An 11,244-nucleotide genomic window follows, 5' to 3' on the forward strand; every position below is an offset into this window, starting at 1 on the left:
ACGTAACGGTTGCGGTGTGTGACGGGGTGCGGGTGCCCGCTCGCGGCCTAGGTCTGCGGTACCAGGGTGCGTAGGACGTCGAACTCGTTGCCCTCGGGGTCTGCCATGACTACCCAGTTTCGGTCTGACCCCTGGCCCACATCCGTCCTGGTGGCGCCGAGGCCGAGCAATCTGGTCACCTCGTCCTCGGTGCTGCCGTCGATTGGGCTGACGTCGAGGTGAAGCCGGTTCTTCACGGTCTTGCCCTCAGGTACCTGGATGAACACCAGGGTGGGCGGCATCTGACGGGCCCGAACATCCTCGACGGTCGGCACCCAGGAGCCGATCTCGACCTTGCCCTCGCTCCGGTCGATCACCTTGAAGTCCAGGACCTTGCACCAGAAGGCTGCGAGCCTCTCAGGATCGTGGCAGTCAACGGCCAGCTCAGTGAACCTACTTGTCATGACTCTCCCCAGGCAGTGCGGACGAAGTTCAGAGTATTGGCCAGGCCGCCCGTCCGACAGATCCGCGATCTTCCTGGCTGGCGAGGCCGTCAGGCGGGCTTGACCGGCATCAGATGCGCGAGAAGCCCCTGGTAGGAACAGGTCTGCGAAGATCACGTTCCGGAACCCAGAGGCTTCACGCGTTGACCAGTATCACCTACACCGCAACACTCCACGTCGGCAGGGAGACCGCCGAGGCTCTCGCCCAACTCTTGCGCGAGCACCGCGAACGGCTCGGCACCCGCAGGGGGACCCGCGCTCTGGGCGTCTTCAAGCAGGGTGTCCTGGTGCTGCGGTGGTTCGTCGACGGGACCCGGCTGGCCCAACTCGCCCGGGACAACGGGGTTTCGGTGCCCACCGCGTACCGCTACTTGCACGAAGGGCTGACCGTGCTCGCCGACCACGCCCCGGATCCGTCCACCGCGCTGGAACGGGCGGCGGCCGCCTGCTACACCCATCTCGACCTGGACGGCACCGTCATCCGTACTGACCGCGTCGCCGCCCCCGGCCCCAAAGGGGCCGACCTCTGGCGGTCCGGGAAGCACAAGCACCACGGCGGCAACGTCCAGGTCATCTCCGCCCCCGACGGCTGGCCGATCTGGGCCTCCCCGGTCCGCCCCGGCCGCGAGCATGACACCACCTGCGCCCGCACCCACGGCCTGGTCGACGCCCTCAACCGGCTCGCATCCACCCTGGACATTCCCACCCTGGCCGACCTCGGCTACGAGAACGCCGGCGACGGCTTCCGCCACCCGGTCAAGAAGCCCAAAGGCAGCGAACTCGATGACGAGCAGCAGGCGTTCAACTCGGTCATCCGAGGCGTCCACGCGGTCACCGAGCGGGCCAACGCCCTGCGCCGGGTCAGCCTCGACCCCCAGCGGCATCACCCGGATCGCCCGAGCTGCCCTCGTCCTGCTCCAGCGGGAACACGGCCGCACCGTCTGACCGAAGATCACGAAACGTTACCGAGAAAGATTCAGTGAGCCTTTCCAACTCCAGCTTGAGGTGTTGAGGTGCAGGGTGAGGAAGGTGTTCAGAATCCGGTGGCGCTGTTCTCGTCGCCGGCGATGCGGAAGCCCGCAGCGCGGCCAGCGCGGGCGTCTCGGGCATGAGAAGGCGACCGCCCGCGCGCCCTCTCGTCGAACAACAGCAGGTGGCCACCACCTTCGATCCTCCTGGGTGGACACCCGACGTCATCCCGGTGGTGTCGACGACAAGCTGCTCCTGGTAGTGCGCATCGACCCGGACAGCGTGCCACGGTCGCTGTTCCACCGGAGAGCGGTCAGGATCCGGCTGGCAAGGCCGCTCCGCAGGGGTCTGAGCAGCGTCGTGCTTCGCGGCTGCCCTCCTCCGTCGGATGCATACCGCTTGCCGCCCGGTCATCAAGTACCGGTAGGCTGATGCGCCGCAACGGTACGGGAAGGGCGTCGTCTCGGCGCCACGGCGAGGTGACGGAGCGAATGAGCTGCAGGGCCAGGGCCGGGCAAGGCGCGTTCGGTCGCCTGTTGCTTCTGCTGCTTCTCGCCCTCGGTCTGATGCACCTCCTTGCCCACGCGGGCGACACCGGCACAGGTCGTGAACTCGAGACCATTGCTCATGCCCACGTCGTTCAGCCGGAGCCGACCACACCGGGTGAGGCGGCTCCGCCCGTCGCGGCGGCGTCTGTCGAGCACGACCATCACGGCACCGGCGGCGCGGCGGAACTCGGCCTGTGTGCTGCCGTCATCGGATGCTGCGTTCTGCTGGCGGTCGGTGGTCGTCGGCTCCGCGGGCGTTGCATCGCGCTGACCGTGCTGCTCAGGAGGCGCGCGCTGGCAGCGTGGTCCCGTCTGCGCCGACCGGCATGTCTGACTCGTTCGCACGGCGTAGGCATCGCGCAGTCGGCGATCCTGCGGATCTAGGCCGCCGATACGGCGCGCAGGCCGTGTTCCTTCTCGTACGACGTCGTACGACAAACCAGGCACCGTCCCGAAGCTCCGGCGCCATCGAGGTCCGGCCCGGGCGAAGAACGCCTGCCGCCGATCCGACGCATCCCTGCCACGCACGCCCCCGGCAGACCGGACACGCCATGTCGCGCGCCGGCCTGCCCGCGAAAGGCCATCGACCCGTGACTCAGCCCTACCTCGTCAACCAAGCAGGCATGCCCGCGCAGCCGCAGGCACGCCCGCCGCACCCACAGCAGCACCAACGCCACCCGGGGCATCGGCCCCACCCGCCACACCAGCAGCCGACTGCCCAAGTCCGACCGGACGTCCCGACCGTCCAAGACCCTGGCCCTTCGGTTCCGGGGCCCGGGCCACGGCTGCGCGAGGCTTCCGGGGCAGACACCCCGCCTCCGACGGGTGGCCGCCGTGCGCGTCGGCGGGCGAAGAAGCGGACGCCGGTGATCGGTGACTACCTCGGGTACGCCACGACGTTCGTGGGTGCGGGCCTGATCAGTGGCGCGGTGGTGCACCACCCGCTGGATCCCGACCGGTACACGGTGATCGCACTGGTCGGAGCGGGTGTGTTCCTCTGTGCGACCGTGCTGAACGAGTTCGTCCTCCAACGGCAGCGGCCCAGCGCCTCGAGGGTGGTCGCGATCGTGCTGGCCTCGCTGGCGCTGTCGTTCGGCATCGGCATGCTCAGCGGCGGGCTGCAGCATTTCGAGGACTTCCCCGAGCGAGCGGCGATGCTGATCCCGTTCGGGCTGGCGCTGTCCTTCGTGGCGTACGTGCTGCGCTACGACGCCGCGCGCTGGCGCAGCATCACCGGCCCGACCGGCCTATTGGTGCTGGTCACCGCAGCGGTCGCGTTCGTCGGGCTGCGCGGTATAGCCGCCGACATGGCCGCAGAGCCCGGCGGTGGCGGCCACAGTCACGGCGAGGAGAACACCAGCGACACAGAAACGGGGAGAACGGCGGAGAGGGAGGACGGCCGCAACGAGGATGCCGGCACGAAGACGCCCGATGCCTCACCCGGCACCGACGGCACCGGAACTGGCGCAGGCGAGGAAGAAGCGGGACACGCGGAGGACGGGCACGCCCACTGAGTGGGGGCGCCGTGGCCGGGAGCTGCAGCGCGGTGGAGGTTCTGCGACTCCGGCCCCCGGGGACTTGCTGGGGCCATGCCGGCTGGGGTGATCGGCCAGGGCTTCTTGCGGGTTCGGGGGTCGGGGCCGGTGGTGATCCATGCCTGTCCCCCACCGGCCAGTGGGAGTTCGCCGGGCGCAGGCGGACGCGGCCCTCCGGGGAGCGCCAGACCCGGGCCGCTTCGGCGGCGGCGAGTGCTGCCTTCTCCGGATCCAGGGCCCGCAGTACCCGGTGGTTGGCGGAGATCCTCAGGGGACAGGCGGGCATCAAGGACTCCTGGAAGAAGAGCAGGGGAGGGGCACCGTGCGATGCCCCTCCCCTGGGCCGGAGGGCCGGTGGGTCAGACGGTGGCGGCCAGCCGCTCCGAGGCAGGCGGCGGCGCCAGTCGGCCGGTGCGGTACAGGCCGTAGAGGGCGGCCGCACACGCCAGGCCGAGCGCGAGCAGCGAGATCCACGGCAGCGCGGGGACCCCGGCTGCCCGCGCGGCGTCGAGCGCGGCACCGGTGCCCAGGTTCCCGACGGTGATACCGACGCCGCAGATCGTGTTGTACAGCCCGTAGTGGGTGGCGACGAGGCGGTCACCGGAGAGGCGGACGATGGTGTCCATCTCGAACGGGTAGGCGATCATCGTGCCGAGGGCCAGCAGCAGCGCGGCGAGCGTGGGCGGAACCGCCGCGAGCAGCCACAGCCCGGTCCGGGACTCCGTTACGGGCACGGCGGTGGCGAGCAGCGGGGGGACGAAGGCCAGGCCCATGGTCGCCAGCCCGCGCACGAGCGCCTGCCCGGGCTCGTACCGTGCCTTGCACCATGCGGTCACCCGTGTCTGTCCGAGGATCGTGCTCAGGCCGGAGACGGCGAAGAGCGCTGCCACCGCCGCCATGCTGAACCCCCCGTCGCCGCCGAGCCGACGCACTTCCAGCGGCAGCGCCAGATAGACCTGGAAGGACAGGACGTACGAGCCGATCATGGCGACGGAGAAGAGCAGGAACGGCCGTTTGGCGAGGATGCCTCGCCACTGGGCGAGGACGCCCTGGCTGTTGTCGTTGTCCTGTCGCTTGGCGTTCTCGGCCCGTCGGGCGGGCAGTGAGCGGATCTGGACGATGCTGAGCAGTGCGAAGATTCCAGCCGCCACCAGGCAGGTGATGCGGAAGTCCACTCCGGTCAGCACCATGCCCGCCAGCGGGCCCAGCAGGATGCCGGCCTGGTAGAACACGTTGAACAGGGCGAACGCCTCGACCCTGCGATCGCCCGCGTCTGCGGCGAGGTACGCCCGTACGGCCGGGTTGAACAGCGCCCCGGCCAGCCCGGTGGCCGCGGAGGCGGCGAGCAGCGCGGGCAGTGAGTCCACCAGTCCGAGGGTCGCGAAGCCGAGCGTGCGCAGCACGCACCCGGTGACGATCATCGGCTTGTAGCCGATCCGGTCGGCGAGCGTGCCGCCGACCAGGAACATGCCCTGCTGGCTGAAGTTGCGTACTCCGAGGACGAGTCCGACGATCCAGCCGGCCAGCCCGAGCGTTCCGGACAGGTGTGCGGCCAGATAGGGCATCAGCATGTAGAAGCCGAGGTTGATGGTGAACTGGTTCACCATCAGCAATTGGACGCTGCGTTCGTAGGTGCGGACCTGTGCGAGGGTGCCCGTCACCGGTTCTCCTCCGCAGCGTCGGCGTTTGCTTCCTCCTGGTCGGGTGCGGGGAGCATGTCGGTTTCCTGTGCCGGTGCTGCGGCCAGGGTGAGCGGGTCGACCACGGTGGTGCACCGGGTCCAGCGAGCGGCTTCCTTCTCGTCCACGCGCCCGATCACGTCGGGTTCGGGGGCCGGCGGGATCTTGAGGAGACCGTGGGCGGTGCAGTAGTCGTCGTCGAAGACGGTCCCGAGGTAGCGCTGCGGGCCGTCGGGGAAGATCGCGGCGATGCGGGTGTCGGCGGGCAGGGTGCGGGCCAGCCATCCGGCGACCAGGGCGACCGCTCCGACGCTCCATCCGCCGGTGGCGTAGTGCGAGGCGGCCAGTTGGCGGCAGGTCCACACGGCCTCGGCCGGGGCCACCCAGTGGACCTCGGAGAATGTGTCGTAGGCGACGTTGCGGGGGTAGATGCTCGAGCCGAGGCCCCGCATCAGGCGCGGGCGGGCCGGCTGGCCGAAGATCGTTGAACCGATGGTGTCGACGCCGACCACTTTCAGCTCGGGGTAGAGCTGCTTGAGCACCCGGGAGACGCCGGCGGAGTGCCCGCCGGTGCCGACGCTGCACACGAGGACGTCGATGTGGCCCAGTTCGGTGGCCAGTTCCAGGGCGAGCGGGGTGTAGGCGGTGGTGTTGTCCGGGTTGTTGTACTGGTCCGGGCACCAGGAGCCGGGGTGCTGTGCCATCAGCTGCTGGACGCGCTGTCGGCGTGCCTGTTGCCAGCCGCCGGTGGGGTGCGGCTCGGAGACGACGTTGACCTGGGCGCCGTACGCGGTCAGCAGCCGGGTCATGGACATCTCCAGGCCGGGGTCGGTGACCAGGGTGACGGGGTGGCCGTGGACCATGCCGGCCAGGGCGAGGCCGAGGCCGAGGGTGCCGCTGGTGGACTCGATGATCCGGGCGCCGGGGCGCAGGTCGCCGCGGGCGCGGGCCCGCTCCACCATGTGCAGGCCGGGCCGGTCCTTGATGCCGCCGGGGTTGAAGCCCTCCAGCTTCGCCCAGAAGCCGCGGTCGGCGGGGGTCAGCGGCTGGGTGACCCGCAGCAGCGGCGTGTTCCCCACCAGCGCCGACAGGGCGGACCGGTCGGGTGTGATGGCGGTGTTCGTCAGTGACTGCATGTCGTTTCGCTCTCGCTCGATGAATGCGCGGTGCGTGTTCATCTCGCGCTACGGCCGCGCAGCGGACGGTTGCTCCGTCCGAGGAGTGCGGGTCGTCGCGCGGCAGCCGTGCGGCGTGCCGGCTGCGGGGCGAGAGGTCTAGATGCGCCACCGCGAGGTGCGAGCAAGTGCGGTTCTGCCCGTACTTCTTACGCGGGCTCGGGACCGCCGGCGCTCGGGGTGCGGCTGCGCCAGGGTCTCGTGGGCTTCAGCCGACGGCGTTGTGCCTGCCTGAGCGGGTGGTTGGTGAGCGGCCTGGGCTGTGGTCCGGGCGGCCACGTCCAGGGCGCATTCCTCGGTGTCATGGTGCGGATGCGGTCCATGGGGCACCGCATCGCTCGCCACCGTCGGCCAGGCAGGAGCTGTGGCCCTGCCGGGTGTCAGCCGGTCGTGTTCGTCGGGATGTCCGTGTATGAGGGTGCACAGTCCGAGGAAGGCGAGCAGGGCGCCGGACAGCAGAGCGAAAAGTGGGCGCCGCGAGTAGTCGGCCGGGGGACGCCAGGCAGGCGTGGGTGTATGGGGGTGTGTCGGCACAGGTCCTCCGTGCGCTCGCCCTCGTTTCGGTCGCGGCGGCAGCCACGGCACAGGGGCGACAGGCAGGGGTGGGGTAGGACGGACGGCGGCGACGCGTAGCCGGGTCGCCTCTCGGTGTGCGGGGCTCCCCGTGCACGGAGCCGGCAAGCCGGTCCCGCATCCGCCAACAGGCACGGCCGGAACCGCCTGAGGAAGAAGAGGACTCTTCTAGACCTGCTGGACCACGGACGATCTGAGGGCCGTGGGCGACGCGGCAGACAATGCCGGCTCGTTGAGACCCGGCTTGCCCGAGAAGAGCCCGACACCGGTCGGTTCGCGGACCGACACGGCAAAGCACGGCGGCCTCAGAACCGGCCCCTGCTGCGGCTGGCCGGAGACGCAGTGATCACTTGTGTGCGAGGAGCCATGGCCTCCGCCCGGCTCGATCGCTATGAGCCGCAGCGTGCGCTGCTCGTCCTCGGCGCCGAGGGTCTCCTCGTGCAGTACGGCAGCGGGTGCTGCCGCGCTGGTCACCAGGTGCCCTTTGATGCTCTCGGCGCCCAGTCCGTGCGTGGACACGATGCCGAGCAGAAGCACCGTCATGGCCACCACGCGCAGCAGCGGACCCGCAGACGCGCGAGCCCGCACCAGCCGCTGGGGTGACCAAGCCGTAACCATGCCGTGATCCTAACGGCTCGTAGGCTTTGGTCCGTCAACTCCCGCGCCCCAGCACGTAAACGAGCCACACATGACCGATCTGCTCCGGCGAGAACCCGAGCCCTGCCCGGCCTGGATGCGCCATGGCCCCGCCACGCCCGGAGGGGTGGCGGGGCCGGACGCTTGGCGTCGTGCCGGGCGTCATGGGGGAATCAGTTCAGGGCCGGCACCTGTGTCCCCGGCGCCGCCTCGGCGCCGGCCGGGGGCGAGGTCAGCAGACGCTGGGCCAGCATGCCGAAGACGATCCCGAAGACCGTCCACAGCATGGCCTGGACGGCCAGCGAAGCAATACGGAACTCCCACAACAGTGCTGCAGGGAAGCCCACCTTGACCGCGTCATCGTTCGACGGCAGGAACACGAAAGCAGCCGCCGTCACGGCGACGAAGCCTGCCCCGGCGGCCACGGTCGCGTTCCAGTTGCCCAGACGCCGTGCCAGCCTTCGCCCGGCAATGACCGCGGCGACGCCCAGCAGCACACTGAGCAGGATCATCAGAAAGAACAGCGTGGTGCGTTTTCCGATCGTGTCCGGGTTTCCGACCGCCGGCGGGGTGGCCGGGTACTTCAGGAACGGCACCAGACAGACGGTGGTGAAGGCGGCCGCTGCCAGAAGCGCAGCCGTCGCCCGAGGGCTGAAGCGGCCCACACGGCCCAGCGCGAAGGAGAACGCCAGAGCCGCGATGCCGCCCAGCGCGACCCCGTACACCAGAACACCGGTGGCCAGACCGGCGGTCGACTGTACCGGGCGGCTGACGGCTTCCTCTTCCTCCTGGGACGGGGGTGCGCCGTGTCCGGCATGGTGCTCTTGAACAGCCTGGGCCTCCTCCACCGCAATCGAACCGTCCACGGACGGCTCACCCACTACGTAGGCCACGGCGAAGGCGAACAGTCCAGCGATCAGGCCCGCGAGCATTCCGCGGACCAGGAGGCCTCTGATGGTTGAGGCGTGCACGTGCATCGCCTCTCAGTGACAGGGGAAGCCGAGCAGATGACGTCCGTCGTGCACCCACTCGTGCACGTCGGAGCCGGCGAACACGGATATGGCGCCCTGTTCAGCACCGACGAAGTACAGCGCGATCAGCGCCAGGAGGCCGACGAACACGGCCCAGGGCAGTACCGCGCGCACGGGCAGAGCATCCGGCACAGAAGCGGAAGGGGTGGAGACGGCAGCGGAGACGACAGCCTCGGCCATGGTGGAACCTCCTCGGGGAACACGCGTCCCATACGGTGGTGCAAGACGACGGTCCACGGGTCTGACTAGCCGAAGCACCGCCCCTCGCGGGCCACTCGCTTCGGCACACAGTGGCGCGACCGTGCCGGATTCTCACCGGACTTCCGTCTCGCCGTCGTCGCGTATTGAGATGTCGCCGTGACCGTACCGCGCGCAGATCACCCCGCCAAGGGCGTGAGGCCCGTATCACTCCCGTACGCCCCCAGGGGGTAGCGTGCCGCCCGGCAACTGCCGTACAGCGGCACACCGGAGGAACTGATGACAGTACGGGTCACGCTGATCTCCCCCGCAACGAGCACGGCACTGCGCGACGTCCGTTTCGACGACGACAGCCCCCTCGACCCGGCAGGCATCGCACGCGCCAAAGTCCTGGCAGGCACCATCGCCCCAGCCCGCCACACCTACACGTCGCCTTCCCGCCGCTGCCGCCACACCGCCCGGGCACTGGGCCTGGAGGCCGAACCGCTTGCCGACCTCGCGGCCTGCGAGATGGGCCGGTGGCGCGGGCAGACGCTGGGTGCCGTAGGGGCTGCCGAGGAGGAAGCCGTGGCTCTCTGGATGAGCGACCCAGTTGCCGCGCCCCATGGGGGCGAGTCGCTGCGGGACCTGCGTATCAGGGTCGGCGCATGGCTGGACAGCCTGTACGCCCGGAACGGACGCATCGTGGCCGTTGCGGAACCAGACGTGATCCGCACCGCTGTCGTGCACGCCCTCATGGCACCCGACCATGCCTTCTGGCGCCTGGACATCCGCCCGCTGACCGCCACCGAACTCACCGGCCGGGCCCAGCGATGGAACCTCCGCCCCGGCCAGGCACTACAACCGCAGGACGTGGAGGACGCGGTCTCCTGACGGTCCATGCCAGGATCTTGCAGGACCGCAGCATTGCGCACCGATCATGGCCGTCGCGCGTTGTGTTGCCCTGCGCGCTGTCGCCGCACTGACCCCGGAACTATGGTCTGACGCCAGCGCAGGGGGAGGGCGCGACCGCCCTTACAGACCGCTCGAACCGGCAGTGCCGGGCACGCGCACTCGGCGATGCCCAGACCGACCCACGCCACCCTCAGCCAGCCATCACGCCCGTCGCCTCTCCGACCTGCTGGGAGCGCGACGGGTCTTCGCCGGCGGCTGGGTGGTGCTGACGGCCGGCTCCGTCGTCGCCGCGGCCGCAACCACCGCCTGGGTGGAGATCGTCGGCCGCGCCGTGCAGGGTGTGGGCGGAGCGCTGATCGCGCCGGCGTCGATGACGCTGCTGATGATGCTCTTCGGCCACGACCCAAAGGAACTGGCCAAGGCGATGGCGCTGTACGGCGCCGCGGCGCCGGGGGCGGCACCGCTGGTGTTTTCCTCGGCGGGGTGTTCACCGAGTGGGCGAGCTGGCCCTGGATCTTCATCATCTACGTCCCCCTCGGGATTGCCACCCTGGCCGCCATCAGCCTGCTGCCCGCCGTCGCGCGCAGTCGCGGCTCGGTCGACGTGCTCGGCGCGGCATCCGTCACCGCCGGCCTGGCGCTCGCCGTATTCGCCATCGTCCGGGCACCCGGGATCGGGTGGGGCAACACGCAGGCCGTCCTGGAGCTGATCGGCGCCGGCGTGCCGCTGACGCTGTTCTTCGTTGCGCAAAAGCCGGTTGAGGCGCCGCTGATGCCGCTGCGCGTGTGGCTCACGCCGGGCCTGGGCGTCTCCAACCTCGCGATGACGCTGCTGGGTGCCGCCTGGATCCCGATGTGGTACTTCCTCAGTCTCTACCTCCAGCAGGTCCTGGGCTACGGGGCGTTCGCCGGCGGCGCGGCGCTGCTGCCGATGACCGGTCTCCTGATGATCTTCATGACGCCCATCACCGCCCGCCCGCTGGGCCGCCTCGGGGCCAAGCCGCTGATTTCGGGCGGCCTGTTCGTCCTGGCCACGGGTCTGATGTGGCTGGCAGCGGTCGGGCCGACCGGCACCTTCCTCGTCGACGTCCTGCCCGCCTCACTGGTCGCCGCGACCGGCATGTCACTGGCGTACATCCCGGCGATGATGTCCGCGATCTCCGGCGTGCCACAGGAGCAGGCCGGCCTGGCCTCCGGCATCGTCAACACCACCTACCAGGTGGGTTCCGCGCTGGGGCTTGCCGCCCTGACCGCGCTGGCCACCTCCCAGGGGGCGAACCAGATCGGCGGCCTCCCCGCCCTGACGGACGGCTTCAGCTTCGCCCTCATCGGGGCCGCGGCCGTCGCCGCCGCGGGAGGCCTGCTCACCACCGTGCTGATGCGCGGCAGCAAGACGCAGGCAGCCTCGGCAGACGCGCCCGCGGCGGCGTCGAGCGAATCCGTGAACGCCTGACCCATGGGCTGCCATCCCGCTGGCACAGGGAAAACGCCCGGCGGGGCTGCCCGATGCCGACACCTACGGCAT

At 70.2% G+C, this 11,244-nt stretch carries 9 protein-coding genes, 2 pseudogenes and 1 riboswitch; of the genes and pseudogenes, 5 read left to right on the plus strand and 6 right to left on the minus strand.

Going from position 1 to position 11,244, the window contains the following annotated elements:
- Window positions 1-47 precede the first annotated feature (47 nt).
- Window positions 48-443, minus strand: a complete 396-nt coding sequence (locus tag GUY61_RS07285) for a VOC family protein (RefSeq protein WP_166629232.1) — start codon at window positions 441-443, stop codon at window positions 48-50.
- 113 nt (window positions 444-556) lie between these two features.
- Here GUY61_RS07285 and GUY61_RS07290 point away from each other — a divergent pair.
- The 3 genes and pseudogenes from GUY61_RS07290 (at window position 557) to GUY61_RS07300 (ending at window position 3,513) form a co-directional block, all read left to right on the plus strand.
- Window positions 557-1,427: pseudogene (locus GUY61_RS07290) on the plus strand (transposase family protein).
- Window positions 1,428-1,987: 560 nt separating this feature from the next.
- Window positions 1,988-2,383 carry a hypothetical protein gene (locus tag GUY61_RS07295; protein ID WP_166629233.1) on the plus strand — a complete coding sequence of 132 codons (396 nt, stop codon included), beginning with the start codon at window positions 1,988-1,990 and terminating at the stop codon, window positions 2,381-2,383.
- A 482-nt stretch (window positions 2,384-2,865) separates the two neighbouring features.
- Entirely contained in the window at window positions 2,866-3,513 is a 648-nt protein-coding gene (locus GUY61_RS07300; protein WP_166629234.1) for a hypothetical protein, read from the plus strand.
- A gap of 380 nt (window positions 3,514-3,893) precedes the next feature.
- Here the strand turns inward: GUY61_RS07300 and GUY61_RS07305 are convergent, their stop codons facing one another.
- The 5 genes from GUY61_RS07305 to GUY61_RS07325 all read right to left on the minus strand — a co-directional run bounded on the left by GUY61_RS07305 (window position 3,894) and on the right by GUY61_RS07325 (window position 8,808).
- Entirely contained in the window at window positions 3,894-5,195 is a 1,302-nt protein-coding gene (locus tag GUY61_RS07305) for an MFS transporter (RefSeq protein ID WP_166629235.1), read from the minus strand.
- On the minus strand, window positions 5,192-6,349 hold the full coding sequence (locus tag GUY61_RS07310; protein WP_166629236.1) for a PLP-dependent cysteine synthase family protein: 1,158 nt from the start codon (window positions 6,347-6,349) through the stop codon (window positions 5,192-5,194). Before GUY61_RS07310 ends, GUY61_RS07305 begins: the two co-directional genes overlap by 4 nt.
- A gap of 780 nt (window positions 6,350-7,129) precedes the next feature.
- Complete coding sequence (locus GUY61_RS07315; RefSeq protein ID WP_166629237.1) at window positions 7,130-7,579, minus strand: hypothetical protein; 450 nt, start codon at window positions 7,577-7,579, stop codon at window positions 7,130-7,132.
- 191 nt (window positions 7,580-7,770) lie between these two features.
- On the minus strand, window positions 7,771-8,568 hold the full coding sequence (locus GUY61_RS07320) for a CbtA family protein (protein WP_166629244.1): 798 nt from the start codon (window positions 8,566-8,568) through the stop codon (window positions 7,771-7,773).
- A 12-nt stretch (window positions 8,569-8,580) separates the two neighbouring features.
- Window positions 8,581-8,808: a CbtB-domain containing protein gene (locus tag GUY61_RS07325; RefSeq protein WP_166629238.1), complete on the minus strand. Its 228-nt coding sequence runs from the start codon at window positions 8,806-8,808 to the stop codon at window positions 8,581-8,583.
- Between the two features lie 59 nt (window positions 8,809-8,867).
- Window positions 8,868-8,953: riboswitch (cobalamin riboswitch) on the minus strand.
- 152 nt (window positions 8,954-9,105) lie between these two features.
- Here GUY61_RS07325 and GUY61_RS07330 point away from each other — a divergent pair.
- Entirely contained in the window at window positions 9,106-9,699 is a 594-nt protein-coding gene (locus tag GUY61_RS07330) for a histidine phosphatase family protein (protein ID WP_166629239.1), read from the plus strand.
- A gap of 232 nt (window positions 9,700-9,931) precedes the next feature.
- Window positions 9,932-11,172, plus strand: a pseudogene (locus tag GUY61_RS07335) (MFS transporter); the annotation flags it as partial.
- Between the last annotated feature and the right edge of the window lie 72 nt (window positions 11,173-11,244).

The sequence above is a fragment of the Streptomyces sp. GC420 genome (genome assembly GCF_009916105.1).
GTDB lineage: Bacteria > Actinomycetota > Actinomycetes > Streptomycetales > Streptomycetaceae > Streptomyces.